Annotated in this window: 17 protein-coding genes and 1 pseudogene; 4 read left to right on the forward strand and 14 right to left on the reverse strand. The window is 69.6% G+C overall.

Annotation, left to right across the window (positions count from 1 at the left end):
- Nucleotides 1-25: 25 nt before the first annotated feature.
- Nucleotides 26-1231: a S8 family serine peptidase gene (locus J2Z30_RS43615; protein WP_078957315.1), complete on the reverse strand. Its 1206-nt coding sequence runs from the start codon at nucleotides 1229-1231 to the stop codon at nucleotides 26-28.
- 261 nt (nucleotides 1232-1492) lie between these two features.
- Between J2Z30_RS43615 and J2Z30_RS43620 the strand changes: the two genes are divergently transcribed.
- Entirely contained in the window at nucleotides 1493-4807 is a 3315-nt protein-coding gene (locus tag J2Z30_RS43620; protein WP_044570529.1) for a right-handed parallel beta-helix repeat-containing protein, read from the forward strand.
- Between the two features lie 37 nt (nucleotides 4808-4844).
- Here the strand turns inward: J2Z30_RS43620 and J2Z30_RS43625 are convergent, their stop codons facing one another.
- The 7 genes from J2Z30_RS43625 to J2Z30_RS43655 all read right to left on the reverse strand — a co-directional run bounded on the left by J2Z30_RS43625 (nucleotide 4845) and on the right by J2Z30_RS43655 (nucleotide 14558).
- On the reverse strand, nucleotides 4845-5450 hold the full coding sequence (locus tag J2Z30_RS43625) for a YkgJ family cysteine cluster protein (protein WP_044570532.1): 606 nt from the start codon (nucleotides 5448-5450) through the stop codon (nucleotides 4845-4847).
- Nucleotides 5447-6049 carry a hypothetical protein gene (locus J2Z30_RS43630; RefSeq protein ID WP_044570533.1) on the reverse strand — a complete coding sequence of 201 codons (603 nt, stop codon included), beginning with the start codon at nucleotides 6047-6049 and terminating at the stop codon, nucleotides 5447-5449. The genes J2Z30_RS43625 and J2Z30_RS43630 overlap by 4 nt, the downstream gene beginning before the upstream one ends.
- Nucleotides 6050-6328: 279 nt before the next feature.
- Nucleotides 6329-6781, reverse strand: a complete 453-nt coding sequence (locus J2Z30_RS43635; protein WP_052701385.1) for a VOC family protein — start codon at nucleotides 6779-6781, stop codon at nucleotides 6329-6331.
- Nucleotides 6782-7038: 257 nt separating this feature from the next.
- Nucleotides 7039-8802: a CocE/NonD family hydrolase gene (locus J2Z30_RS43640; RefSeq protein ID WP_044570535.1), complete on the reverse strand. Its 1764-nt coding sequence runs from the start codon at nucleotides 8800-8802 to the stop codon at nucleotides 7039-7041.
- Between the two features lie 320 nt (nucleotides 8803-9122).
- Complete coding sequence (locus J2Z30_RS51985; protein ID WP_372453404.1) at nucleotides 9123-9755, reverse strand: TIGR02611 family protein; 633 nt, start codon at nucleotides 9753-9755, stop codon at nucleotides 9123-9125.
- A gap of 301 nt (nucleotides 9756-10056) precedes the next feature.
- Nucleotides 10057-12864 (reverse strand): AfsR/SARP family transcriptional regulator, encoded by a 2808-nt coding sequence (locus J2Z30_RS43650; protein WP_308280260.1) that lies wholly within the window; start codon nucleotides 12862-12864, stop codon nucleotides 10057-10059.
- Between the two features lie 821 nt (nucleotides 12865-13685).
- Nucleotides 13686-14558, reverse strand: coding sequence for a TetR/AcrR family transcriptional regulator (locus J2Z30_RS43655; RefSeq protein ID WP_245389128.1), 873 nt, complete (start codon nucleotides 14556-14558; stop codon nucleotides 13686-13688).
- Between the two features lie 519 nt (nucleotides 14559-15077).
- Here J2Z30_RS43655 and J2Z30_RS43660 point away from each other — a divergent pair.
- The 3 genes and pseudogenes from J2Z30_RS43660 to J2Z30_RS43670 form a co-directional block, all read left to right on the forward strand.
- Nucleotides 15078-15866, forward strand: a complete 789-nt coding sequence (locus J2Z30_RS43660) for a serine hydrolase (protein WP_044570543.1) — start codon at nucleotides 15078-15080, stop codon at nucleotides 15864-15866.
- Nucleotides 15859-16077 (forward strand): hypothetical protein, encoded by a 219-nt coding sequence (locus tag J2Z30_RS43665; RefSeq protein ID WP_044570544.1) that lies wholly within the window; start codon nucleotides 15859-15861, stop codon nucleotides 16075-16077. The genes J2Z30_RS43660 and J2Z30_RS43665 overlap by 8 nt, the downstream gene beginning before the upstream one ends.
- Nucleotides 16067-16248 (forward strand): annotated as a pseudogene (locus tag J2Z30_RS43670) (transposase); the annotation flags it as partial. The gene J2Z30_RS43665 and the pseudogene J2Z30_RS43670, both read left to right, overlap by 11 nt.
- A gap of 191 nt (nucleotides 16249-16439) precedes the next feature.
- Here the strand turns inward: J2Z30_RS43670 and J2Z30_RS43675 are convergent.
- From J2Z30_RS43675 to J2Z30_RS43700, 6 genes are all read right to left on the reverse strand, one after another.
- A complete protein-coding gene (locus J2Z30_RS43675; protein WP_044570546.1) occupies nucleotides 16440-16877 on the reverse strand; it encodes an HIT family protein in 438 nt (145 codons plus the stop codon).
- Nucleotides 16878-17081: 204 nt separating this feature from the next.
- Nucleotides 17082-18587: an amidase gene (locus J2Z30_RS43680; RefSeq protein WP_245389129.1), complete on the reverse strand. Its 1506-nt coding sequence runs from the start codon at nucleotides 18585-18587 to the stop codon at nucleotides 17082-17084.
- Between the two features lie 596 nt (nucleotides 18588-19183).
- On the reverse strand, nucleotides 19184-20914 hold the full coding sequence (locus tag J2Z30_RS43685; RefSeq protein ID WP_044581459.1) for a CocE/NonD family hydrolase: 1731 nt from the start codon (nucleotides 20912-20914) through the stop codon (nucleotides 19184-19186).
- 11 nt (nucleotides 20915-20925) lie between these two features.
- On the reverse strand, nucleotides 20926-22443 hold the full coding sequence (locus J2Z30_RS43690) for a long-chain-fatty-acid--CoA ligase (protein ID WP_044570547.1): 1518 nt from the start codon (nucleotides 22441-22443) through the stop codon (nucleotides 20926-20928).
- A gap of 137 nt (nucleotides 22444-22580) precedes the next feature.
- Nucleotides 22581-23438, reverse strand: coding sequence for a fumarylacetoacetate hydrolase family protein (locus tag J2Z30_RS43695; RefSeq protein WP_245389130.1), 858 nt, complete (start codon nucleotides 23436-23438; stop codon nucleotides 22581-22583).
- Between the two features lie 90 nt (nucleotides 23439-23528).
- Nucleotides 23529-24620 carry a mandelate racemase/muconate lactonizing enzyme family protein gene (locus J2Z30_RS43700; RefSeq protein WP_052701386.1) on the reverse strand — a complete coding sequence of 364 codons (1092 nt, stop codon included), beginning with the start codon at nucleotides 24618-24620 and terminating at the stop codon, nucleotides 23529-23531.
- Nucleotides 24621-24623: the final 3 nt, after the last annotated feature.

Here is a 24623-nt window from a genome sequence, read left to right on the forward strand (position 1 = left end):
TCCCGGGAGGCGGCGGGCCGAGGCGTCAGGCGACGGTCCGGTCCTGTCCCGCCGGGCGCCAGCCCCGGGCCCGGCCGCGCGGGATCACCGCGGCCGCCGCGGCCATCAGCACCACCACGCCGAGGCCCGCGCCCGCGATCAGCAGCGCGCGATCGCGCGGCTCCGCGGAAGGCTTCGGGGGGACGTGCGCGGGGACCTGCCGGGGCGCGGCGCCCTGCTTGTCGGTGAGGACGGAGGTCACCGCCGCGTACGGGTCCAGCCTCGGCGGAACCGCCGGATAGCCCGCCGTGATGAGCTGACGGGACACCTGAGCCGGGGTCATCTCCGGGTACCGCGCCCGTACCAGCGCGGCCGCCCCGGCGACGTTCGCGGCCGCCAGCGAGGAGCCGGAGCCGATGAAGTGGCCCCGGCCCCTCGGTCCGACGCTGACCACCGCGTCGCCCGGCGCCGCCAGGTCCGCCCCCGACGTCTCCGGAGCGTTCTCGGGCCGTGTGCCGTCCGGGCCGTAGTCCATGACCGACAGCACCCCGGGTGCGGCGGCGGGCCAGTACCAGGGGGCGGGCTTCGCCGGCTTGCCGGTCGTGGGGTCCTCCGGCAGCGCGTCCGGGGCGAACGGGGCGACGACGAGGGCGCCGCGCCGGGCCGCGTGGGCGGCGGCGGCCGTCAGCAGGGCCTTGCCGGTGGGCAGCGCGCGCCCGACGTAGATGACGTCCGCCCCGCCGTCGGCGGCGGCCCGGATCCCGCTGGCGAGCTGGACCGCCGTGGGGTTGCCGCGCTGGTCCGTGCCGCGCACCGCCAGGATCCGGGCGCCGGGCGCCGCGCCCGCCATGCCCGAGCCCGCGCCGGGCTTGGCCGCGATCAGGCCGGCGGCGAAACTGCCGTGCCCCACGCAGTCCGTGCCCGCGCCGCCGACCGCGGTGACGCGGCCGGACAGGGCGGGGATATTCGTGCCGACCCCGGTATCCACCACGCCGACGGTCACGCCACCGCCGTCCGCCAGCGGCCAAGTCCGGGAGAGCCCCAGGACCTGCCGGGTCCACGGCTTGTCCCGCGCCGTCTCACCGGACGCCTGGGTGCATGCCGCGTCAGGTGCCAGAACGGCGGGGATGGCGGGGAGTTCGACGGAGTCCGCGGCTGCGGGCGGGGACTGAGCGGCCAGGGGCGCCACGGTCAGCAGCGCGGCGGCCACCGCCCGCGCCACCGGACGGCGGGGAGAACGAGCACGTCGCATGACGCGCACGATACGCGGCCGACATCACCGCACGGTAACCTGCCCTCGTCGCGGACTGCCGTGCTCAGCTTGTGCTTTATGCACAGGCTCAGTCCCGGACGTGGCTGTGAACCGCGATCGCACCCGAGCCGTAGGTGCCTGGAGCGCGGGGCCGCGGTTCCCGTAGCCTTCATCGCTTGATCGTCCCTCTCCCCGCGGCCGCACGGGTCCGGGCTTCGGCCACGAGGGCCGGCAGCGCCATCACAACGAGGAGGTCCCAGCGTGTCACGGCAGTTGCTCACGGTCGGTCCGGACCAGCCGGAGGGCTTCCGGACGATCGGCGAGGCCCTGGAACAGGCGCGCACAGGAGCGGTGATACGTCTCCGGCCCGGCCGCTACCGCGAGAACCTCACGGTCCGCACCCGTGTCACCATCGCGGCTGACGGAGAGCGCGGCAGCGCGGAGATCTGCCCGCCGCGCGGCACAGCCGTGGTCCTCGTCGCGGACGCGGTGATGCTCACCGACCTCACCCTGCGCGGCGGCAACGAGGACCTGCCGGTGGTCGACGCGCCCCGGGGCCAGGTCGCCATGGACGGCTGCACCGTCGTGGGCTCCGGCTGGACGGCCGTCCTCGCCCGGGAGAACGGCTCGCTGGCCATGCGGGACTGCCGGGTCTCCAACCCCGAGGGCGCCGGCGTCGTGGACACCGCCCCCACCGGCAGCGTCGTCGCAGACTCCCTCTTCGAACACCTGGGCACCTCCGCCGTCGTCCTCGGCGAACAGGCCCGCACCACGGTACGGGGATGCCAGGTCCGCGATGCCCAGGGCAACGGCATCCTCGCCAACGGCGAGGCGCAGGGCCGGCTGGAGGACTGTGACATCTCCGGCACGGAGAAGCCGGCCATCGCGCTCGAGGGCAAGTGCTCCACCCACGTCCTGCGGGCCCGGGTGCACGACACCTCGGTCGGCGTCTACATCACCAGCAGCTCCCGGCCCACCCTCGAAGAGGTCACGGTCACCGACACCTCCGGCCCCGGCATCGTCCTCTCCTCCGGTGCCGATCCTGAGCTGCTGCGCTGTGTCACCTCCCGCACCAAGGGCAACGGGCTCGCCGTCACTGAGCGCTCCCGGGGCGCCTTCCAGGACTGCGAGTTCGACTCCGCGACCGCCCCCGCGATCCGGGTCATCGGGTCGAGCGCGCCGCTGCTCACCGGCACCACCGTGCGCGACTGCGCCGACAAGGCGGCGTCCGTGCTGCTGGCCGAGGCGTCCTCGGCGGAGTTCGACCGCCTGGAGGTGGCCGACGCCGCCGGTGTCGCCATCTCCGTACGGACCAACGCCAATCCGCTGCTGAGCAGGGCGCGGGTCTGCTCCGCCGGCGGCCACGGGCTGGAGTTCGCCGAGGACGGCCGCGGCCGTCTGGAGAACTGCACGGTCGAGCGCGTGGAGGGCGCCGGCATCCGCATCGCCGACGGCGGCGCTCCCGACATCCGCGACAGCGCGGTGCGCGAGGCGACCCTGGCCGGCATCTCGGTCGGCTCCGAAGGCCGCGGCACCGTCAGCGACTGTGAGATACGCTCCTCCGCCACCTCCGCCGTCCACGTCGAGAGCGGCGGCGCACTGACCGCCCACCGCCTCCACCTGGCCGAGTCCGGCGCGCACGGCGTCCTGATCTCCGAGGGCGGCCGGGCCACCCTCGAAGCCTGCCAGGTCACCGGCTCCACCGGCGACGGCTTCCGCGTGGACAGTGCGGAGAAGGTCACCCTCACCGGCTGCACCGCCCGGGACAACCGCGGCGCGGGGCTGAAGCAGTCCCGCGCGAGCGAGCGCCTCACCGTGGAGGGGCTGGACAGCAGCGGCAACGCCGGCGACGACGAATGGGGCGAGACGGCCGGAGCGGCCGGTACGGCGGCGAAGCCCGCCGGCGGCGAGAGGAAGAAGCCCGAAGGCCCGCTGGAGGAGCTGGAGTCGCTCATCGGCCTGGCCGACGTCAAACACCAGGTGCGCACCCTGATCAATCTCAACCAGCTCGCCCAGCGCCGCGCCAGTCTCGGCATGCCCGCCCCGCCGATGAGCCGCCACCTGGTCTTCTCCGGCCCGCCCGGCACCGGCAAGACCACCGTGGCGCGGCTCTACGGCGGCATCCTCGCCGACCTCGGCGTGCTGCGCTCCGGGCACCTGGTGGAGGTGTCCCGGGCCGACCTCGTCGCCCAGATCATCGGCGGCACGGCCATCAAGACCTCCGAGGCGTTCAACGAGGCCCTGGGCGGCGTGCTCTTCATCGACGAGGCGTACACCCTCACCTCCGACAGCAAGGGCTCCGGCGCCGACTTCGGCCAAGAGGCCATCGACACCCTGCTCAAGCTCATGGAGGACCACCGCGACGACGTGGTCGTCATCGCCGCCGGATACACCGACCAGATGGCCTCCTTCCTCGGCTCCAACCCCGGTCTCGCCTCCCGGTTCACACGCACCATCGAGTTCGCCAACTACTCCGTGGACGAGCTCGTCACCATCACCGAGTCCATGTGCGAGGCCCACCGCTACGAGCTCGACCCGGGCACCCTCGAAGCCCTCGCCCGCCTCTACGAGCGGATGCCGCGCGACTCCACGTTCGGCAACGGCCGTGCGGCGCGCCGCGTCTTCGAGGAGATGGTGGACCGCCAGGCGTTCCGGCTCGGGTCGATGGCCGACCCGGCCGAGGCCGACCTCTCCCAGCTGCTGCCCGAGGACGTCGCCGACGACGCGGCGATCAGCGGCGGGAACGGACCGCGCGACTCCAAGGACCTGCTGACCGAGCTGGACGCCATGGTGGGCCTCAGCGCCGTCAAGCGCGAGGTCACCGACCTGGTCAACCTGCTTCAGGCCACCAAGCAGCGGCAGGCAGCGGGCCTGCCCACCCCGAAGATCAGCCACCACCTGATCTTCTCCGGGCCGCCCGGCACCGGTAAGACCACGGTGGCACGCCTCTACGCGGACCTACTGCACTCCCTCGGCGTCCTGAACACCGGTCAGCTCGTGGAGGTGGCCCGCGCCGACCTGGTGGGCCGCTACGTGGGGCACACCGCGCAGCTCACCAAGGAGGTCTTCGAGCGCGCCTTCGGCGGCGTGCTCTTCATCGACGAGGCGTACACCCTCACCCCCGAGGGCGCCGGATCCGACTTCGGCCAGGAGGCCGTCGACACGCTGCTGAAGCTGATGGAGGACCACCGCGACGAGGTCGTCGTCATCGCCGCCGGATACACCGAGGAGATGCGCCGCTTCCTCGACTCCAATCCCGGCCTGGCCTCCCGCTTCAGCCGCACCGTCGAGTTCGAGCACTACGACTCCGACGAGCTGGTCACCATCATGAGTACGTACGCTGCCAACTCCGGCTACGACTGCCCGGAGGAGACCCTGCAGGCGCTGCGCGGTTACGTGGAGCTCATCCCGCGCGACCGCTCCTTCGGCAACGCCCGCACCGCCCGCCAGCTCCTGGAGGCGATGATGACGCGGCAGGCGCGGCGCATCGGCACCATGGCCGCCCCGGGCCTCGAGGACCTGCGGCTGCTGCTCCCGGACGATCTGCCGACGGGTGCCGCTCAGCCCGCGGGCTGAGCGGCACCCCCGGCGGTCGCTACGACCGCTGCCGCCGTTACGAGGAGGCCGGCGCCGACCGGTCGGCCTGCTCGGCGTCCTCAGAGGTCTCCGCGGCCAGGATGAAGTCGTACAGCTGCTCCTCCGTCGCCGGCCGGGTGGAGGCGTCGACCCTGGCGTTCCACTCGCGCGCCATCCGCAGGTGTTCGGACCAGGCCGCACGATTGCGCGCGATGTCGCGCCGGTAGGCGGGGAGGTCCATCGTGGCCAGATTCCAGGAGTCCGGTCCGCCGCACAGGGTCTTCTCACGGATGCCCACCGAACCCTGGGCGAGACTGGCCGGGAAGGTGGCACACACGATCGGCCGGTGCACGTACGCGCCGCAGCGCGCCTTGCCGGGGGCGATCTCCATGAGGAACACGCACCCCTTGGTCACGGGCCGGTGGAGGAGATGGAGGTCGTACAGCGGGCCGCCGGGCTTGAAACGGAAGTCGCTGTTGTCCTCCTCCTTCCCCTCCTTAAGGTAGACGAACTCCCTGGGGTGGAGGGCCATTCCGGCCGCGAGTCTGCGGACGTCGGCGATGGTCACGTGGACGTTGTACTCCCGGCAGCACCTGCCCTCACAGGAAGCGCAGCCCGCCAGATTCGCGCCGCTGCCGTTCACGCGACCACGTCCTCGGGCCAGGGCGTACCGGCCTCACGCGAAGTCTGGGCCTCCAGCAGATAGCGCTGGAAGTCCTCGACGTCCGGCGGGGTTTCGGCCTTCTCGGCCAGGGCGTTCCAGCGCGCGATGAGCTCGAACCAGTGGTCCCGGTCGGCGGCCCACTGGCGCTCCGCCTCCGCGAGCTGCTCCTCGTCGAGCCGGGGGCCGGTCCCTCCTCGGACCTCCTCCACGGCCTCGCCACCCGTCCGGGTGGCTCCCTTGCCCGGGAGCGCGGGGAACATGCGGCACGAGGCGGGCGCGAGGTCGCCCAGACCGCAACGGCCGGTCCCCTGAAGGGTGCGTATGTGGAAGACGCAGCCGTGGGCGGCGTTGGCCACCCTGAGCGTCACCCGGCGCCGCGCGTTGTCCAGCACCACCCCGGTCGGATCGTCGGCGGCGGCCGGTGCGGTCTGGGTGAAGTGCCACGGCTCGAGAGCGAGGGTGCGGGCGATGCGGACGAGATCCGCGCCGGTGACGTAGCGCGGCCCGCGGCGGCAGAGTGTTTTCGCCCGGGATGACTGCCACGGGCCGTCGGTGCCCGGGAGGAAGTCCGCTGTCAAAACTGTGTCCCTTTCGTTCAGGGCAGTGTGGGAGTTCGTCAACGTGACTGCGAAGGAGCGTAGTCGAACGCTCTCCGCGTTCGGCGGGGGACGCCCCTCACCACCGGGCAGCCGCCGCACGCACCGCACGTCACGGCAGTCACCGCACATCAGCGGCAGAACTCCGCGTCGGGGTAACCGGTCGGGCCCGTTCGCTTCACCAGGTGGGTGAACAGCGCCGGGGCTGTCAGATGTGAGCGCTCGCTGCGGTGTCGAATCCGTCCCGCGACTGTGTCGCGGTCAGGCGTCTTCGCCCATTATCTCGATCAGCTCGATGGCCGGCCCAGGGGCCAGACCGTCCAGGTGCACGAAGCGTGCCTGCCCTGCGACGGATGCCTCGAAGGTGACACGAGGTTCCTCTCCCGTCGCTCGCAGCGATTCGAGGTACTGGTCGATGTTTTCTACCACGTACGCGAGGTGGTGAACGCCTTCGCCGTGGAGGTCGAGGAACTCCGAGTACGGCGAGCGGCCATTGAGCGGCTGGATCAGTTCGATCTCCGAGGCTCCCGTCTTGATGAAGCCGTAGCGGGCAGAAGAGCCGACCTCCTCCCCGTGAAGTTTGGCTGCGGGGAATTCCAGATCCGTGATCAGCTCCATCCCGGCACCCCACCGGTTCGCGTAATCGGCAACAGCGCGGTCGAAGTCTTCCACGATGATGCCGACGTGCAGGAGAGGCGGAAGGCTGATGGGCACGGGTATCTCCCTTGGTCTGATGAACTGAGCTGTGTGCGATCTGCCGTTCGCCCTGGTCGGCGGGGGGCGGTGGCGGGACGGCGGGGCCGGGCTCTGCCGCCTGGCACCTGTGGTTCGGATTCCGCTGGGCTCGCGGGGGCCCACACCCCGCCCACCGGCCTGGCCGGGGCCCCGCGGCGGCGTCGGCCGCCGTTGCGCGGGGAACCCTGCTCGCCCTGTGAGCCAACGTGACGAGGCTGTCCAGCGGTGTGGCGTCCTCAGCGCCGCTCACGGGCCGAGGGCACCGAGAACGTGGCGGGGCCGGGCTTCAGCTTCGCCGCGTTGATCTTGATGAAGTTGTCGAGCCACGGCGCTCGGTCGCCACCGGTGGCGATGTCCTCGGCCGGGTCGTCCAGGGGCAGCTGGAGACGGGCGTCACTGATCCGGATCTTCTGCTTGGAGGGGGTGTCGAGCCAGTCCCCCGTCCGCACCGAGCCGATCTCCACGGCGAGGCGGTGGCCGGCCCGCAGGGTCCAGTCGGTCGACTTCAGGCCGATGTCCAGCCGGTCCCGGTCCAACCGGGAGACTCGCTCGTCGAACGCGACGGCGTCGCCATCCTCGTCCACGTCGTACAGCTTGACCATCACGTTGCCCTCGCCCTCGGCCGTCATGGTGACCCGGGGCGTGCCCGAGACCCGGGTGGCCGTCTCAAGAGGCCCGGACCAGGCGAAGAAGCTCCCAGCGCCACGACCGGCCCCCTCTTCCGCGGTCGCCGGCTGCGAACCCGCTCCGCTGTCCACGTACGAGCCGTTGCCGAGACGAAGGTTCGCGGAGCGGTTCGCCGTGGGCCAGGACTTCTCCGCGCGCCAGTCGCCGCGGTTGTCCTGGACGGCGTAGTTCGGGTACTGGGTCTTCGGGTCGATGCCCTTGAGGTGTTCGTCGAAGAAGGACAGCGTCTCCTTGAACCAGTTCGCGCGGCCCATCGCCAGCTTCCCGTCCTGCGTGCGTTCATTGCCGCGTACGTGGTCCCAGGGGCCGACCCATGCCCGCTCGGGGCCGCGGTGATTGCCGAGGAATTCCTCCATCCCCACGGGCAGGGTGTTGGTCTCGGCGGTGCCCTGGGTGAAGAGAAGTGGAGTGTCGGTGCCCTTGGCGTTCCTGGCTGGGCTGTGGTCCTTCCAGTACGGGTCGTCCGGGTCACCGATGGAGGGGCCGAAGGAGTTGAGCGCCAGGCACTCGGGATGCCTCTTCTCGTACGCGGCGTTGGTCCGGTACCGCTTGTCCTCGTCCGGCAACTGAGCCAGCTGCGCGATGCGGTTGTAGCTGGTGGGCGTCTGGACACTGTGGGGACGCGGCACGCCGTTGGAGTGGAGCTGCTGATACAGATCCCAGATGGGCTCCTGGGCGACGACCGCCTTGAGCGCGTCGTGTTTCACGTTGTTGCCGAGGAGACCGGTGTAGGCGTCGAAGGACTTTCCGTACATTCCCACCGCCCCTGTGGACCAGGGCTGTTTCGCGCTCCAGTCGATCGCGGCCTTGACGTCGGCCTGATCCCCGGGCCCGCCGAGATCGAGACATCCGGTGGAGCCGCCGAAGCCGCGCGTGTCCACCATGACGAAGGCGTACCCCTTGTCGAACAGGTCGGCTCCCTCAATGAGGTCCTGGAAGCGCTCCGAGGGGCCGGCGTGCGCCTCCTCGACCTCCAGCTCCCCCGAGTGGCCGAAGTACGCGCCGGCCGACATGATGACAGGCACCTTCTTGCCCGCGGGGAGCTTCTCCGGAAGCAGGACATCGGCGTGCAGCTCGGTCTTGGAGCCGTCCGAGGAGGGGAAATAGTGCTGGGTCCAGCGCGCCCCTTCCGGCACCCGCTCGTTCTCCTCGTGCGTGACCGAATCGGTAGCATTGGCGACGACCGCCTTCTGCTTTCCGCCGCCGTTGGATGCCTGGTCCGGCGCGGCGACGGCCACCCCTATGAGGCCGCCGGTCAGAGCGCAGACTCCGAGCAGGGCTGCGGCGGCAGCGGCGGCTGATCGTTTCCTCATGCGGTGCTCCGGAACTCGGGTGCGGGCGGACTCGGAAGGGGATCGCTCGCCGGGCAGGCCAACCCTGAGCAGAACGGACGACCCCTCTGTCACTTAGCGACACTGTCACTAAGTGACATAGACTGCAAGTGGAGCCGGGGTGATTTTCGAAGCCCGCCCCCGATTCCGCTTCCCCGGCACGGCGACTCGGCTCTGCCGGCCCTGCCGGACCAGGGCGATGGGGACGGCTGCGCGCACGGCCACCGGAGGCGCCGTGGGCGCCGCACGCGGCACCCACGCTCACAGACTCGGCGACTGCTCCACACATCCGCATACGCCGCTCAACCGCCGATCTCCCAAGGCAGGACGACGCCGTAGGAGTACAGGTAGCCGGTGAGCGCCGCAGCACAGACCGTGACACCCGCCGCGAACAGCGCGATGTTACGGCGCCTCACACGGGGGTCCATGGCGCGCCGGGTGGCCTCGGTGACCCGGCGCCTGGTCCAGCCCAGCACTCGCTGCGCCCACGTGAACTCTGTGCCCCAGAGCGCCATTCCGGCGAAGATCACCAGCCAGCCGGGGCCAGGCAGCGGAAGCATGATCACTCCCGCGACGACTACGGCCAGTCCGGCGACGAAGACCCCGGCCCTCCAACCCACATACAGCGGCCGGTGGCGCCTGGCCCACCTCGGCGCCCTGGAGCCGGTCGGCTTGCCGTCCGAATGCCGGCCGCCGACCGGTGCCGCCCCGCGCTCAGCGGGTGTCGCTACCGCGGGCCCTGAAGGCCGGACACTGTCTGCATACATGATGTCCCTCACATCGGATCGAAGGTGCGCGACCACGGCACCAAGTGCGCGATCTTTTCGGGAAAAGTGGGTGCGCGACCGGACCGCGGGCAACGGCGAACGCCTGTCACTTGATGACAGTGTCGCTAAGTGACAGAAAAGGCAAGGCCCACACTTACGCGCCGCCATCACGGTCCCGCACACCGCCGGGGAAACGTGCCAGAACAGCCCAAATCCCCGCCGCGACGTACGCCGTCTCCGGCTCGACGGGCGGACGTTGAACCATTTCCCTCTTCCGGCCGTGGTGTGCAGCAGTGCCGTGATCCACCGGGTCGTGACGAGGCACAACGGGAGGTGTGTTCATGGTGAGTGGTGCGCGCGGGTTGGTAGCAATGGGTGTGATCCGGCTCTTGGCGGCGGCCGGCGGTCGGTGGTTCCGGCCAGGCCGGCGGTTGGGACCGGAATACGGCCCGGCCGTCGTCGGCGGCACTCAGTCGACGTGGAATGTGCAGAGCCTGGTCACGGGCGGGATCATGTTCGTGTCGGTCGGAGCCACGTGCCCCGGAGTGGTCGTGCGGTCCCGCTCCGCATCGGGCGTGCGTTGGTCCAGTCGACGGAGTTTCCCCCGGATTTCCTCGTCGTCCGGATGGTCGAGCTCCTCGAAGACCATGAGCGCCTGTCGCCATCGAGTGCGGGCCGCCTCCGGGTCGCCCGCGGCCAGGAGGACGTCGCCGAGGTGGCCGAGGGTCTCGCCCTCGTGCCAGCGGTTGCCGCTGTCCCGGTGCGCCCCGAGCGCCTGACGGTAGTGCTCGATCGCCTTGTCGTGGTGGTGGAGCCGGTGCTGGACTGCGCCGAGGACGTCGAAGGTGATGCCTTCGCCCCACCGGTCGCCGCTGGCGCGCAGGACGGTCAGCGCCTGCTCCAGGTGGTCGATGGCCGCGTCGAACCGGCGCATCGCCGTCAGCGCGAGAGCCGTGACGTTGAGGCTCCAGGCCTCGCCCGTGCGGTCGTGGGCGTCGCGGGCGGCGTCGAGCGCCGCCCGGGCGGTGTCGAGCCAGTCGTGCAGATGGCCGCGGAGGTACAAGAACCCCCACAGGACGGCGGCCAGTCGCCAGGCGATGTCCGGTCGGCGGGACGCGGCGGCGGCCTGGTGCACCGCCGCGACGAGGTTGGGACGTTCGGTCTCGCACCACTCCAGGGCTTGGTCGTGCGCGACGAACGCCAGGGGGCGGCAGCCGGGGGGCGGCGGTTCGAGAGGGACCCGGCGGCGATGTGGGGTGAGGTGGCCCGAGGCGGCGTCCGCGGTGTGCAGGTACCAGCACAGAAGCCGTTCCACGGCCTGATCCCGCTCCTGCGGTGTCTCTTCCGTGACGACGCGTTCGCCGGCGTAGGTGCCCAACAGGTCGTGCAGCGTGTAGCGGCCCGGTGTGTGCTGGGTGAGCAGATGGGCGCGGGTGAGTTCCCCGAGCAGGCCGCGGGTCTCACGAAGGGAGAGCCCGGCCAGTGCGGCCGTGGCGGGTACGGAGATATCGGGACCGGTGCGCTGGCCGAGCAGGCGGAACAGTCGGGCGGCCGGGGCGGACAGGGCCTCGTACGACGAGGAGAAGGCGGCTCGCATGTCCGTGGCGGGCTCGCCCCCGGCGAACGCGTCGAGGCTGCCCTGGCTGTCGCGCAGTTCCTCGGCCACTGCGCGGAGCGGGAAACCGGGGTGGGTGGCGGCACGGGCGGCGACGATGGCGAGGGCGAGCGGCAGCCGGGCGCAGCGCGTGATGATTTCTTCCGTCGCCTCAGGTTCCGCCGCCAGTGGTGCGGAGCCGACACGTCGTACCAGGAAGCCGTGTGCCTCGGCGGGCGTCAGCGAGTTCAGAGTCAGCGGATGTGCCCCGGCGCCCGCGATCAGGCCGGTGAGCTGGTTGCGGCTGGTGACGATGACCAGGCAGCCGGGGGAGCCCGGGAGCAGGGGGCGGACCTGCTCGGTGTCGCGGGCGTCGTCGAGGAGGATCAGCACCCGCCGGTCGGCGAGCAGGCTGCGGTACAGCGCCGCCTGGGCGTCGAGAGAGGCGGGTATGCGCTGCGAGGGCACACCGAGCGCGTCGAGGAAGACGCGAATGGCCTCCTCCGGTGGCATGACCGAGTCGGCTGGGTCGAAGCCGCGCAGGTTGATGTACAACTGCCCGTCGGGGTAACGGTGGGCGAACCGGTGCGCCACGTGCACGGCCAGTGTGGTCTTGCCGACACCCGCCATGCCGCCGATCACGCTGATCTGCACTGCGGCCGGATGCGTCCCGTCATCGGACAACAGGTTCTGGACCTGTTTCAGTTCGGCGTGCCGACCGGTGAAGGTGGGCAGGTCGGCGGGTAGCTGTGCGGGGGACGCCCCGTGCGGGGCGACCGGTGGTGCCCACGGCTCGGCCTCCTTCTCCGGGAGAGAGAGTTCCAGTGACGCGTCGGCCGTCAGGATGCGGTAGTGCAGTTCCTGGAGCGACGGGCCGGGGTCGATGCCCAGTTCGACCGCCAGGGTGCGCCGCGTCCTGCGGTACGCCGCCAGCGCCTCGGCCTGCCGTCCGGACCGGTACAGCGCCAGCATGAGAAGCTGGCACAGCCGCTCTCGCAGCGGGTGCTCGCCGGTCAGCGCGGTCAGCTCGGCGATCACTTCGTTGTGGCGACCTAGCTGGACGTCGATGTCCAGGCGGGTCTCCAGCGCGGTCAGCCGCTCCTCGGTCAGCCGGGAGCGCTCGGCCTCGGCGAGCGGGCCGGGGAGTCCGGCCAGCGGTGTCCCCTCCCACCTGTCGAGTGCGGCGCGCAGCAGCTCGGCCGCGGCCGACACCTCGCCCGCGGCTCGCAGCTTCTTCGCTTCGGCGACCCGCCGCTCGAACACGCCCAGGTCCAGGGAGTGTTCCGGGACACGGACCAGATATCCGTCCGCGGCCGAGACGAGCACCTGCGGGGACTCACCGGCGTCACGGTCGGGTTCCAGCACCTTGCGCAGCCGCGAAGCGTAGGTGCGCAGCACGGACACGGCCGCCGGGGGCGGTTCGTCGCCCCATACGGCATCGACGAGTTCGGCGACCGTGACGGGACGCCCGCGTCGTAGGAGCAGCGCTGTCAGCACCACTCGTTGCTGCGGCGAGCCCAGGTCCAGTTCACGTTTACCGTGCCATGCCCTGACCGGCCCCAGCACCGCGAAGCGCAGGGAATTCCCGCGGGCCGCGTTCATGAATCCGCCGGGGCCATGTTCGGCACGGTCAGCGTGCCGCTGCTCGCGCATCCCCCCTCCACCGCCCTTCTTCGTCGTCATGGCGCTCCACCCCCTCCCACTTCTGTCATTAAGCGATATCGTGTCACTAAGTGACGCACTGCGCAAGCGTCAACCCGAAGACCTTCGGGTCCGGTGAGGCCGACTGCGCTACAAAGCCGCCGACGACACCCTCGGTCTGGATCTGCTGAACAACCCCGCGCTGGCGGAGACCAACTCCGCGGCGGCCTGAAAAGTCGGCCCCTGGTACTGGAACACCCAGACCGGCCCCGGGAACATGACGCCGCCGCACGACACCACAGCCGGCGGTCCCGGCCTCGGCGAGACGATCCGCTCCATCAACGGCGCCCTGGAACGCGGCGGCGCGAGCCCCGCCCAGGTGCGGAACCGCATCGATACCCACCAGAAATCCACCCTGAGCAAGGGGACTGGATCCGCCAGGCCGAGGCCGAGGCCGACGTCGGCGAACGCGACGACCTGCTCACCACCGCCGAGCGTGGGAAGCTGACCACCCCGCGGAAGAGAATGTGTCGCTGCCCGATGCCTCGCAGCCGGGATCGTCCTGCACCCTGCCGTCCGGCCGCCCCTTGCATACGCCGGGGAGGCCGATGACGAGTACCGCGACGCTTACGGCCACCGTCCTCGCGCACAACGGCCGTTGCAGCATGTCAGGCTCCTCGTGCTCGTCCACGTTCAACTCTTCCTCACGGCGTCGGCACATGATTTCTCGCGGGCTCGATGCAGTCCGCGGCGAACCGGACGGTCACACTCCGGGTGCCACGGCAATGCGGCACACACCACAACGGACTCCGAAGAGGAACAGTTCACCCTCCAGCCCGCTCCCCACCCGGTCGGCCAGCGGCTCAGAGTCGACCGTCAGGCGTCGCAATGAACCATTCGGCTCTCTCTGCCGTGACATAGGCGACGGCGGCGCCAGGGTTCCCCCGTACCTCGTGGCGTCCGCCCGGCCCTGCCGACCGCGTGCCAAGCGCGGTCGGCAGGGTGCCCCATGGCTGCCGTATCGCCTCATGTCGCGTCGCGCCACCATCTGTGGGCGGGCTCGTCAACCGGAGTGCCGTATTACGCGGCGATCGGGTCCCCCAGGGCTCCCCCGGTGGGGTTGCGGATGGCGCCCGCCAGACGTTCCGCGGCGTGGGCGAGTCCCCGGGGGTCGGCACCCCCAGCAGGGCGGCGCCGATGTCCTCGCTGATGACCCGCAGGGCAGCCGAGGCCGCCGCCGCGTACAGACGCACCTGAAGCTTGTCGGCCGGGAGCTCCAGTCGCACCGCGATGATCCCGGCCATCTCCCGCTCCACCTGATCGCAGGCCATCAGCCATGCCGTGCGAATCGCCGGCTCTCTGTCCCCCAGCAAGATCATTTTCATCGCGAGTACCTGGTCGGCCTGCTCGATCTCGCCGGCTTCGCGGCCGAATCCCATCTGCTCCGCTGAGAGATGGTCTTCGAGGGAAAGGTCCCGGGGCCAGCTCCGCAGCATGGCCATCTCCCACTCCACGCCCCGCATCACGATGGGCTCGGCGCAGCTCTCCTTGCTGCGAAAGTGCCGCCAGATGGTGCGCGTCGACAAGCCCACGGCCTCCGCGATCTGATCGCCGCTGGTCGCGTCCACACCCTGAGCCCAGAACAAACGGGCCGCCTCCCGTGAGATCTCCAGCCGCAAGCGATGACGTCGGTGCTCACTCATCCCAGTGCGCTTGGTCGATGCCACGCCGGCCATCTCCGCTCCCTGCTCACGTCGACACACAAGTGTGTCGGGCACCAGCTCGGTGACCTGTGAACGATCATGTCCTCCGGGTTGCGCACGGCGGACGGTCCGTGGCTGAGCCGACCTCACCGCTCACGGTCAGGGTCCACGGTGAGCCGTTACGCGCTGACCAGAGCGAAACCGCCAACCGTGCGGCACGCAGCGCGTCCGCACCGCCGTCCCGCGGAAGAAGATCTGGCTCGCAGCCCGCCCTCGTGGCGGACTTCCGCGGAGTGAACACCCCCTGGGGTGCTGTGCCCATCGTGGAACGATCCCGTGAGACCCGGACGCGTCCTTGAACCCCACCCCCTTTTTGACCGTGGCGTCATACAGAGCCAGAACGCTGGGTGCCGTCGCAACGGAGCGACGTACCCGCGTGACGAACCGCACCACGAAAGAATGGGCAAGCACACCATGGGCCGACACCGACGAATATCCGGGCTTCCCCGTACCGCCCCGGCGTCAAGAGCCGTGCTGGCCGTTGGCGCGCTTATGCCGACGCTGACCTCGGCGGGGGCAGCCCGGGTCGTCCCCTCACAGCCGGTGGTCTGCACCTCGGACAAGCCGGAACTCGCCGACAGGCTCTCCGAGGACATCGCGTCGGCACTGGACGGCTCCAAGACCACGACGGCGATCAGCCTCCACGACCGCACCACGAACACCACCTGCACCCTGGACGCGGACCGGAAGTTCGACTCCGCGAGCACCGTCAAGGTGACCGTGCTCGCCACGCTGCTGTGGGACGCGCGGAAGGACGACCGCGCCCTGACACAGAAGGAGAGGAAGCTGGCTACCGCCATGATCACAGAGTCCGACAACAATGCCACCACCACGTTGTGGGACCAGCTCGGGACTGACAAGGTCAACGGATTCCTGCGGGCCGCTGGAATGACCGATACCACCCTCGACGGCGAGGGCCTCTGGGGGCTCACCCAGATCACCGCCAACGACGAGGCGAAGCTCCTCCAACTCGTGACCCGCGCGAACCGGGTGCTCGACGACGACTCCCGCGCCTACATCCTGAAGCTGACGGGCGAGGTCATCCCCTCACAACGCTGGGGCGCCCCGGCCGGCGCGCCGAGCGACGCCCAGGCGCACGTGAAGAACGGCTGGCTGGAGCGGGTCACGAACGCCTGGCGCGTGCACAGCCTCGGCGCCTTCACCGGCGGCGGCCACGACTACACGCTCACGGTGCTCTCGCAGGACAACGCCACGATGAACGAAGGCATCGACACCATCGAGAGCGTCGCCCGCGCGGTCCACACGGACCTCAATGCCTGACCGGAACGGGACTGCGGAACCCTGGGGCAAGGCGGCCACGTTCTTCCAGGCGCCAGGCTTGGAAGGGGAGTTCGCGACCGGTTCGACGCTCGCCATGACGTTCCTGCCGCCGGTCGGCCTCGCCGACGAGGCCGACGCCGCCTGCGGTGCCGAGTACGGCCAGGTCAACGACGAACACGTCAACCACCGCAACGGCGATAGCCTTCCGTAACCGCCCCCTGGACCAAGCCCCTACACCTTCGTCCAGGTCGACGCGCTGACCCAGAAGGCCCGCGAGGGCGGCCGCATCATCAACGTCCACGCGCTGGTCGCGGCCGGTGTCAACGCCGACGGACAGCGCGAGATCCTCGGCCTGGACGTGGCCACCGCCGAGGACGGCGCGATCCCGTGGATCCACTGGCAGCCCGGCGCGGCGCAGTTGCTGCCCCGGCTGATCGCCGGCCGCTCCGAGGGCCCGCTGCTCCTCGATGAGATCTTCGAGGAGTCCTCCCGGCTGCAACTGCTGCCATGTGCACCCCTTAAGTGGCCACAAAGGGGATCGCCGCCAAGCTCACGGTCTCCGGGAGTTCCGGTTCACACTCCGGGGCCGAAGTCCCCTGCCTGTTCATAACCGAGTTCCAGCAGGGCGGCACGGAGCTTTGCTGCGGCTTCGTCCATAGCTGACTGATCCTCCTCCTGCTTGGCCTTGCTGAAATCAAAGTCGGACATGTCCCAGACGGGAGCGACATGTATATGCAAATGCGGCACCTCAAAGCCTGCGATGACCAGGCCGGCGCGCGGAGCGTTCCAAGCCCGCTGCACCCCTTGCCCAATGGCCTGGGCCACCTCGAAGCAACGCGCCAAAAGGGCCCCGTCAGCGTCCGTCCACCGGTCGACCTCACGCCGCGGCACAACAAGAGTGTGACCAGGCCGCAACGGAGCGATGGACAGAAACGCGACGATCTCCGGATCCTGCCAGACGAAGCGCCCGGGCAGCTCGCCAGCGATAATACGTGAGAACAAAGTAGTCATACGTGACATCCTTTCACATAAAGCAGCGTCCATATTGCTAGGGGAGCGGAAACTGCGGGTCGTCCAAAATGGCCTCGAAGGCTGTCTGCCTGCCTGGCCCGATAAACCGCCCAGGGCGTCCATCGCAATGCCCTGAGCACAGATGACCAAGTCCGACGCAGCCCGGACCACCCCGGAGATCGGCGCACGTCGTGCCAAGAGACGTCAGGCCGCGGACGACATCTCGGACAACGACGGCCAGAGATGCGCCCACGGCCGCGCCCGCTCCAGCTGCGCGGCCAGTGCCAGCAGCTCGGGCTCCGAACCCGGGCGTCCGACGAACTGGACGCCGAGCGGCAGCCCACTCGACGTCCGGTACAGCGGCACCGACGACGCCGGACGCCCGGTCACGTTCGCCAGCTGGGTGAAGGGCGCGGGCTCGAGGTTCGCGGCGGCCAGTTTCTCGACGAGGTTCATCCGGCCCAGCACACCGCCGATCCGGGCAGCCAGCAGCCCCCGTGCGGCGAGCCGGACCGGCAAGGCGAGATCGAACTCGCCGATCGGCCACGCCGGCCGGGCGGTGGTCGGGGTGAGCAGCATGTCGTAGCGCTCGTGGAACGCGGCCAGCGCCCGGGTGTGCTGGTGCCAGCGGGACTGCGTCGCCAGATATCTCGGCGCCGAAAGGCTCCGACCGATCGCAGCCATGATCCGGGTCTCGATCTCGAAGTCGTCCTCGGCACAGCCGGTGAACTCCCGTGCGGCGGTGACCTCGGCGGCGACCATCGCGTACCAGGTCGTGAGGAAGTCGGTGGCCAGGCGCTGCCCGTCGATGGCCGGGGCGGATTCCTCCACGACGTGTCCGAGTCCGCTGAGCAGATCCCCCGCGTCCCGAACCGCATCGGCGGCCTGCGGATCAACCGGTCCGCCGAGCGAGGACACCGTGGTCAGCCCGATCCGCAGCGGACGCGGGGCGTCGACGACTGCGTCGGCGTACGGACGCTCCGCCGGAGCCACCCGGTACGGGCCCTCCGGTGCGGAGCCGGCCAGCACGTCGAGCATCGCGGCGGAGTCACGGACCGTGCGCGACAGCACGCCCTGCACCGCGGCGCCATGGAAGACCTCGTCGATGTCCGGCCCGGACGGGACGACGCCACGCCCCGGCTTGAGCCCGAACAGCCCACAGGCCGCAGCCGGAATCCGGATGGAGCCCCCGCCGTCGTTCCCGCCCGCGACCGGGACGACTCCGGCCGCGACGGCCGCCGCGGACCCGCCGGAGCTGCCACCGGGCGTCCGCGACGGGTCCCAGGGGTTGCGGGTCGGGCCCCCCGCGACCGGCTCGGTTATCGCGCGAGCGCCGAACTCGGGGGTCGCGGTCCGGCCGAACACGACCAGACCGGCGTCGAGCCAACGCTGTACCACCGTGGACGTCTCCGGGCGCGGGAAGCGTGCCAGTGACCGATTCCCACTGCCGGTCGGAACCCCGGCGAGATGCTGGCCCAGGTCTTTGATCAGGAACGGGACGCCGGCGAACGGCCCGGACAGCGGGCCGCGAGCGCGGGCACGGGCGTCGTCGTCGAGTCGGTGACGGATCGCGTTGATCGTCGGTTCGACGGCATCGGCACGGTCAATCGCCGCCTGGAGCAGTTCAACCGGGCTCACCGCCCCGGACTTCACCAGCTCGGCCAGCCCGACGGCGTCGTGCTCCCGGTACTCTTCCCAAGTAATACCCATACGAGTGTTCCCATCAGAGCGATAAGGGGGCCGGTCCGCGGCATGTCCAACGTCACGCCTCGGTCATCGGCGTCCCGGCCACGGCCTCGCGCAGGTCTCGGCCGGCCGGTCACGACCACGTCAGACACTGCGTAGCGATGTTGATCAGCCCTGACCTGAGTCAACACTGTGCCGCAACGGCACACTCAAGCTCATGGATACCGGGATCACACCACGCCGAGTTCTGGGCGCAGCACCGGACGCGGGCACGCGATGAAGCTCAGGCTGACCGGAGGCAGAAGGGGTGTCCGGCTGCCGGGCCGGCGTAGGCCCGTCCGCCTTCTTGCGGTGCCGAGTTGACGTCGTCAGTGGGCTGCGGCTGACGCGCGCTATTTCGCGGGGTCTGGCCTTCCCGACCCCGACCTGGCGCCTGACCCTCACGGGCGGTTCACAACGACGGGTACCTCCGCGACGGTGTCGCCGAGGTGCCCGTTTACCGTTGGCTGGTGCTCCGGGCCCACAGGGCCCACAGATCTGCGTCGCCGGCGGAGGCTGTCCACCTCCTCACTTCCTTACAGCCGCCACTCGCTGTGCACGCGGATCCGCCCGACGACTGCTCACGGAGCCGGGATCGCCGGGAGCAGCAGGTACGACGTCACATCGGGACCGAAGTGCAGGGTGACCGTGCCGCCGAAGATCTCTGCCGGACGATCCTCCGGGTCGGTGTGGATGAAGGGGCCGACGCCCGTCGTCGGGTACATCGCGTTCTCGATTTCCGTGCCTTGGTTGCTGTAGTCGCGACCACCGATGCCCAGCTCGAGGACGTAGCCGGCCGGGACCACGATGCTCGTCGGCCATATCTCGATGTCGACGTCGACGGGCTCGCCGGGGACGAGGAACTCGATGGTGTCGTGGCTGTGCACCGGTCGATAGGGTTCGGACCTGTCGGTGTCGAGTCGCCGATGGGAAGCGCGGAGCCATCCCAACGCGATCGGTACCTTCGGGTCGTTGGACCCGATGAACGTGACCTCGGTGCCCTGCGGGTCGTAGAGCCTCAGGCTCAAGAAGAGATCAGCGTCGGCCGTGGCGGACGAGATCCGCAGTTTCGCTGCGGCTGGACCGGTGAACTCTCGATCGTGACCGGCAGGCGGGAGCCTGAAGCGCAGGTCTTCGTGCTCCGGCTGATAGCTCAACGTGCCCGAGGCGCCCGGCGAGGTGCGCAACTCCATGGTCTCCGGACACAGATGGAATTCGGTCCACTCGGTCCGTGCGATCGGCCACTCCTGCTCGAATCGCGGTTCGAACCTCTCTCCTGGGTGGCGCACGAGAAGCTCGACGGGCGGTCGATCCAGCCAGCTGTTCTGTTCCCCCTTCAAGAAGGTGCCGAAGAACTGCTTCTGCAGCCCGAGCCCGCGATCGTTGTAGAACGGATTGAAGTGGGTGTCCCCGTGCATCTCGAGCCACTTGAGCTCGGATCCGGCTGCCAGGAACCCCTCTACGTTTCCGCGCAGGTGCAGTCCCATCCCGCCCCAGTTGCCGGCCGACAGCAAGGGCACCTCGATCCGGGACAGATCGGCGGAGCGCTCCTGATAGAACTCTCCGTTCACCGGGCGCGCAAGGAGCTCCGCGTAGAGGTCGCGCCGGTTCTGCCGCAGGACATCGTCATCGAGATCGACGTCACCGGCGACGGGACGGCCGGTGTTGCGGTCGGTCGGTCCGCGACTGCCCATGCCGTACTGGACGGTGAACATCTGGCGTGCCTGCGCTCCCTTGACGAACTCGCACGTGATTCCGCCATGGCGCGCACCCTCGCGGTAGTGGTCGGCGAAGCCCTCCCATACGCAGATCGCCGCGAGATGAGGTGGCCGCAGGGCGGCCACCTGCCACTGGTTGGCCGCGAAGTAGGAGATACCGAGGAGGCCGACCTTCCCGTTGCTCCACTCCTGCTGCCCGGCCCACTCGATGCACTCGTAGAGGTCACGAGCCTGGAGCGCGGTCAAGACGTCCATGAAACCAGGGGACCGTCCGCTGCCCCGGGAGTCGACACGGACACACACATATCCATCGGGGACCCACTTCTCGGGGTCCGCCATCTCCCAGTTCTGGTAGCGACCCGTCGACCCGTGCGCCACCTCCGGGTACGCCTCATGCATGCGCCGCCAGTTGGCCGGGTAGCCGTCGGCCAGGTGCAGCCCCTTTCCGTAGGGGCCCATCGCCAGGATCACGGGGTAGTCGCCCGGCTCCGTCGGACGGAACACGTCTGCGCGCAGGACCGTGCCGTCGCTGACGCGGATCGGGGCGTCCCAGTCGATCGTGATCCCGTCGACCTCGGCGGGTTGGTCTCGCATGTGTGCCATGGTCAGCTCAGCTCTCTCTTGAGTATTTTTCCGGTGGACGTCATGGGCAGCGCATCGCGGAACTCCACGAGGCGCGGGTACTTGTACGCGGCGAAATGTTCCCTGCCCCAGGCGACGAGCTCGTCCGCGGTGATCTGAGCGCCTGGCTCGGCCACGACGATGGCCTTGATCTCCTCGCCATGGGACTCGTGCGGGACACCGACCACCGCGACGAGCGAGATCGCAGGATGCGTCATCAGCACCTCTTCGAGCTCGCGGGGATAGACGTTGTAGCCGCCACGAATGATCATGTCCTTGGACCGGTCGACGATGACGAAGTAGTCGTCGCCGTCCTTCCTGGCCAGATCGCCGGAGCGGAACCAGCCGTCCTTGATCGCCTCGGCTGTGGCCTCGGGCCGGCCGTGGTAGCACTTCATGATCTGGGGGCCCTTGATCGCGATCTCGCCGATCATCTCGGGGTCGCCCGTGGGTACGTCGCTCCAGTCGTCGTTGATGAGTTTCATCTCGACGCCTGCTATCGGCTTGCCGATGGAGCCGACGCGCGGGTCTTCCCCATAGACGCTGAATGACGAGATGGCAGAGGTCTCCGACAGCCCGTATCCCTCGAGGATGGTGACGCCGAAGCGATTCTGGAAGTCCGTGTGGACCTGGGCAGGTAGTGCTGAGCCACCCGCGGCGGCGACGCGGAGGTTGGCGGCGATCTCGGCGACCGGGACGTCGGGGGTCAGCGCGCCGAGCAGACCCCAGTACATGGTGGGCACACCTGCGAAGAACGTGACCTTCTCGCGAACCATCGTGGCGATCGCGGATGCGGCCTCGAACCGCGGCAGCATCACCACAGTGCCGCCGAAGGCGAACGCAGCGTTCTGGATCACCGTCTGGCCGAAGGCATGGAACAGCGGCAGTGCGCACAGGTATGTGTCGGGTCTTTCCGCGTCCGCGCCGTACATGCCCTTACCCGACAGCGCGGTGAAGTGCATGTTGCGGTGGCGCAGCTCGGCGCCCTTGGGCTGACCCGTCGTTCCCGAGGTGTAGAGAATCACCGCGGTGTCGTCGTCGTCGCGCTCGACTCTCTCGAAGGCGGGCGACTGCCGCGACCACGGCGCCGGCCCGCTCCCGAACACCACGAGAGCGACATCAGTCCCGTCCACCGCCTGGCGTGCCGTGTCGCCTGTAGGGAGTTCCGCCGTGCCCTCGAAGGCGAAGTAGGCGACAGCGCCGGAATCACTGAGGTGGTAGGCCACCTCGCGCGCCTTCAACAGCACGTTGAGCGGCACGACAGTCGCGCCGGCTTTCAGAATGCCGAAGTAGACGATCGGGAAGAAGGGCAGGTTCGGACACGAGAGCGCAACCTTGTCGCCGGGCTTCACGCCGTACTCGACCAGCAGGTTCGCCACCTGGTTCGCCGCCCTGTCCATCTGGGCGTAGGTCAATCTGGTGTCGCTGAACACGATTGCGGTGCGCTCCGGATACATACCGGCCGAGTTCTCCAGCAGGCCTGCGAGGTGACATCCAGTCATGGCCGTTTCCCTTTCGATGAGGCGACTCACTCGATGCGGAGCGGACTGTCCGACACCAAGGCGGCTCGAGTACGCGTTGCCGACTCACGAAACGCGCTCCGTATGCGCTCCGGTGATGGGGCCGTCCAGCGGCCCGGTCACTGCGCGGCCCGGCCGGGACGGGCCACGACGGTGTTGCGCAAGGTGCCGAGACGCTCGACCTCGACGTCGACGACGTCGCCGGGCTGCATCAGCCAGGGCGGCGTGCGCGCGTAGCCGACTCCTGAGGGGGTTCCGGTGGCGAGCAGGTCGCCCGCACGGAGGGCGAACGTGCGGCTGATCAGCGCAAGAGTGTCACCGACGGTGTAGACCATCTGGTCGGTACTGCCCTCCTGCACCACCTCACCGTTGACCCGCGTCCGGATGGTGAGCCCGTGGCGGAGGTCGCCCACCTCGGTGGCGGGTACCAGCGGCCCGAGCGGTCCGGAACGGTCGGCGTTCTTCCCCAGGGTCCACTGCGAGGTCAGCTTCTGCGCTCTGCGTGCGGTGACGTCGTTGAACGTCGAGTAGCCCACCACCGCGCCGAGTGCCTCTTCCGGCGTCGCGTCGGTGAGGGTCGCACCGACGTAGGCGACGACCTCCCCCTCCCAGTCCAGACCGTCCTCATCGGGGGGAACCGGGATCTCCGCCCCATCCACCGTAAGTGAGGCCGGCCAGCGAGCGAACAGCGTGGGATGGGGAGGGATCCCGTCTGCTGCGTACGTTCCCTCGGCCAGATGCGCCAGGTAGTTCAAGCCGACGCAGATCACGCGTGCGTCGGGAAGCACGGGCGGCACCAGGTCGACATCGGTCGCGGCCAGCGAAGGTCCGGTCGGTGGCAGCGTCACCGCATGGTGGGGATCGGCCCAGAACTCTTCCAGCCCGCAGATCGGCGTGACGTCGGCGCCATCCTCGGCAAGCCTCGCGACGACGGTGTTCCCGCCGGTCTCGCGCAAACCGACCAGCCGTATGCCCATGTGAGGTGCCTTCCTGGAATGTCGCAACGTTCTCGAGCCGGTGCCGGAGCCGGAGTTGACGTCGGGGGTCGCGTGCGGCGTCCGCAGCGGTTATTGCGCGACCTGGTATTTTTCGAACGAGGCGGGATCGATCGAGACACCTGTTCCTGGCGCCTGAGTCACCGCCACGAAACCGTTCGTGACCTCCGGACGGACCGCGAAGAAGTCTTCTGGCAGCCAGTCGTAGTATTCGACTACCAGGGCTGTGGTTCCACAGCACACCAACTGACTGTGCAGTTCCCATGAGGTGTGGGGAGCCACGGGGATGTTCCAGGTGTCGGCGAGTGCGAGGACGCGCATGAACTCCGTGACCCCGCCCATCCGGTGGGCATCGGGTTGCAGGATGTCGACGGCTCCGTGCTCCAGCAGCTCTCGGAATCCGTAACGCGAGTACTCGTTCTCACCGGCGGCGATCGGCACCCCGATCGTGCCGTGCAGCCGACCGTAGTCGTGGATGGAGTCTGCGAGGATCGGCTCCTCGAGCCAGGTGATGTCCAGGTCGTTGATCGCGGCGGCGAAACGACGCGTGGTGAGCAGGTCATAGCGCTGGTTTGCGTCGACCATGACGCGACCGGACGGGCCGACGACGTCGCGGACGATCTCGACCCGTCGGACCGCGTCGTCGAGGTCTGCTCCGACCTTCAGCTTGACGCCCCAGAAGTCGCGGTCGGCGTAGGCCTCGGCGGCCGCCCGTAGCTCGTCGTGTGACATCGAGACCCAGCAGCCGTCTCCGTAAACGGGGACCTCGGGGGCCACACTTCCGAGATGGGCATGGAGCGGCTGGTTCGCCGTCCTCGCGCGCAGGTCCCACACCGCGATGTCGACCGCCGAGATGGCGTACATGGCCACACCCTTGCGGCCCCGGCTCAGCGAGTGCATGAACATGCGCTGCCACAGGTCGCGGACGCGTGCCGGGTCAGCCCCGATCACGAGTGGAACCAGTTCGGTGCTGAGGAAGGACGCCACGGAGGCGCCGCCGCCGCCGATGACGGTGGTCCACCCCTCCCCCACCCTGCCGTCGGTGTCCGTGACCCGCACCACCACCACACCGAGGACATCGAGGGCGGACCCGTAGCTGCTCCGGATCGGGTGCGGCTGCGGGACGGCGAGGTGGTGCACCTCGGCCCGGACGATGACGGTCATGCG

This window comes from Streptomyces iranensis (assembly GCF_017874715.1).
Lineage (GTDB): Bacteria > Actinomycetota > Actinomycetes > Streptomycetales > Streptomycetaceae > Streptomyces > Streptomyces iranensis.